The organism is Oleiphilus sp. HI0117 (assembly GCF_001635235.1).
Window position 1 is genome coordinate 1 of record NZ_LWGA01000968.1, and the last position, 3,017, is coordinate 3,017.

Sequence of the window (3,017 nt, forward strand, 5' to 3'; positions counted from 1 at the left end):
TGGTGCACCAGGCGTTGCGATTGGTCGCAGTGTTGTTGTTTTTCCGCTTGCCGACCTGGATGCGGTGCCTGATAGAAGTGCTGAAAATATTGATGATGATATCATTTCATTTGAAAATGCGGTTGAGTCCGTCCGTAAAGATATTCAAAGCGTCGGTGAGCGTTTATCTACCCAGTTAAGGCCTGAAGAACAAGCTTTGTTTGATGTCTATCTTGGTATGTTGGATGACAATGCTCTGGCAGGAGAAGTGATCACCCAGATAAAAGCCGGGAAGTCTGCCCAAACCGCATTAAAAAATACCATTAGTGAATATGCACGTCATTTTGAAATGATGAATGATGCCTATCTCAGCGAAAGAGCTGTAGATATAAAAGATCTGGGTTGCCGTATACTTTCATACCTGCAAACAGCGGATAAAAAACAGCATGACTATCCCGATAATGCGATCCTGGTCAGTGAAGAATTAACCCCTACTATGTTGGGTGAAATTCCGAAAGAGAAGCTACTCGGTCTTGTTTCGATTAAAGGCTCAGGAAATTCTCACGTAGCAATCTTAGCCAGAGCGATGGGGATTCCCACTGTCATGGGTGTGGTGGATATGCCACTCACACAGCTGGACGATAAAGAGTTAATAGTCGATGGCTACAATGGTGATATTTTTGCCTGCCCTTCTGAAGAGCTGCGTGGCTACTATGAGCAGATCGTCGAAGAAGAGAAGGCGCTGGATCAAGGCTTAGAGAAGTTAAAGAGCCTACCCTGCGAAACTAAAGACGGGCATCGCATCTGTGCCTGGGTGAATACCGGTTTAATGACTGATGTTGTTCGTTCACTGAATCAAGGCGCTGAAGGTGTTGGTCTATATCGAACTGAAGTGCCATTCATGATCAATGAGCGTTTCCCAAGTGAGCAAGAGCAGATGGACTGCTATCGCGAGCAACTGGAAGCGTTTGCACCGAATTATGTCACCATGCGTACCTTGGATATTGGCGGAGACAAAGCTTTATCCTACTTTCCGATCACAGAAGAAAACCCCTTCCTGGGTTGGCGAGGAATTCGTGTAACTCTGGATCACCCAGAGATATTTTTGGTACAAATGAGGGCTATGCTGAAGGCGAGTGTGGGCCTCGATAATCTGCGTATTATGCTACCGATGATCTCAAATGTTAACGAGGTTGAGGAAGCGCTACATCTTATTTATCGTGAATATCATGAAATCTGTGCTGAAGGTTATGACATATCTATGCCTCAAATCGGTGTCATGATAGAAGTACCTGGTGCAGTGTATCAAGTGAAAGAGCTTGCTGAACGAGTTGACTTCTTGTCAGTTGGTTCAAATGACTTAACCCAATACCTATTGGCGGTGGACCGAAATAATCCGCGTGTTGCCTCGCTTTACCATTCTTTTCACCCAGCTGTACTTCAAGCGTTATATAAGATTGCTCAGGATACCGCTGATCTACCCGTGCAGTTGAGCATTTGTGGAGAGTTGGCCGGTGACCCGGCTGGTGCCGTCCTATTGCTGGCGATGGGGTATGATGCTTTGTCTATGAACGCCTCAAATTTGCTTAAGGTTAAATCTGTTATTCGTGATATCGATATGACTTGGGCGAAAGACTTGTTAGATAGTGTTTTAGCACTGGATTCGCCCTACATTATCCAGAGTACGCTTAATTTGGCTTTAAAAGAAGCGGGCTTTAGCCGTTACCTACGACCTAGCAAAATTGGTGAGGAAAACTAGTCTGCTGCTTCCTAGTGTGAATACTCTAGTAATTATATTTACGCTTACTATTTTTAGAATTGATTAAATTGGACGATAGAGGTTATTGAATGTCTGAGGCGCAGCCAACAGAAAACAAAAAACTAACGTTGGGGATTGCACTCGGTGGCGGTGGCCCATTAGGTGGCATATATGAGATAGGGGCACTGCGTGCGATTGACGAGGCGCTCGAAGGGCTCGATTTCAATGACTTAGATATCTATGTAGGTGTAAACTCAGGCTCTTTTGTCGCAGCGAATCTAGCGAACCAGATGACTCCTGCACAAATGTGCCGAATCTTTGTGCGTAATGAGGCTGATGTTCACCCTTTTCATCCTGAAGTCTTTTATAAGCCGGCTTTTTCAGAATATACGCGTAGAATAAAATCTATACCCAAGATATTGCTTAATGCTGGTCTAAGTGTATTAAGTCACCCAAATGACCAGTCAGTATTAGAGGCTTTGACAGCGCTGGCTCAAGCCATTCCTTCTGGTATTTTTGATAATAATGGCTTCCATAAATATTTGAGCCGTTCGTACTCGTCAATTGGTAGAACAAATGAGTTCGAGAAGCTCCGTAAGCAATTGATTGTTATTGCGGCAGACTTGGAGTCAGGCGAGACTGTTCGTTTTGGTACCGAAGGCTTAACTGATTTGCCTATCTCCAAGGCTATCCAGTGTAGTATGGCTGCGCCCGGTATATACAAACCTGTAGAGGTCGGTGGACGTTATTATGTCGATGGTACCTTAAACAAAGGGATGCATACCTCGGTTGCCTTTGAGTCAGGTGCAGATATTGTTTTTGCCATTAACCCTGTTGTGCCGATAGATGTCGGGCAGGCCGTTCAAGCTGATACGATGAAGCGCGAGGAGTTGACGCAGTCAGGGATGCCGAATGTTCTTTCCCAGGCCTATCGTACAATGGTTCACTCTCGCCTTACTTCAGGCCTCAAGAATATATCCCGTGATTTCCCCGGAAAAGATGTATTGTCATTTGAGCCACCAAGGCACGATGCAAATTTGTTTTTCTCAAGTGTCTTTAGTTTTAACTCACGAAAAATGATGTGCGAGAGTGCTTATCAATTAACTCGGGCTAATCTTAGAAACAGGATCGATGAGCTCGAAAAAGTACTGGCACCAGCGGGTGTACGAGTCCGAAAAGATATTCTATTTGATGAGCAGAGAACACTCAGTACAGGTCTGTATGGTGAGGCCTTGCCAACCTACCAGGGTAGGTTGGCAAGGCCTCACCATACAGACCT

General features: G+C 45.0%; 2 protein-coding genes. Both read left to right on the top strand.

Annotated features, from left to right (window positions below; all coding sequences use genetic code 11):
- On the top strand, window positions 1-1,738 hold a 1,738-nt coding region (gene ptsP, locus A3757_RS17370; protein ID WP_068739999.1), incomplete at its 5' end, for a phosphoenolpyruvate--protein phosphotransferase.
- 89 nt (window positions 1,739-1,827) lie between these two features.
- Window positions 1,828-3,017, top strand: a 1,190-nt coding sequence (locus tag A3757_RS17375; RefSeq protein WP_068740002.1) for a patatin-like phospholipase family protein, incomplete at its 3' end; no start/stop codon positions are given.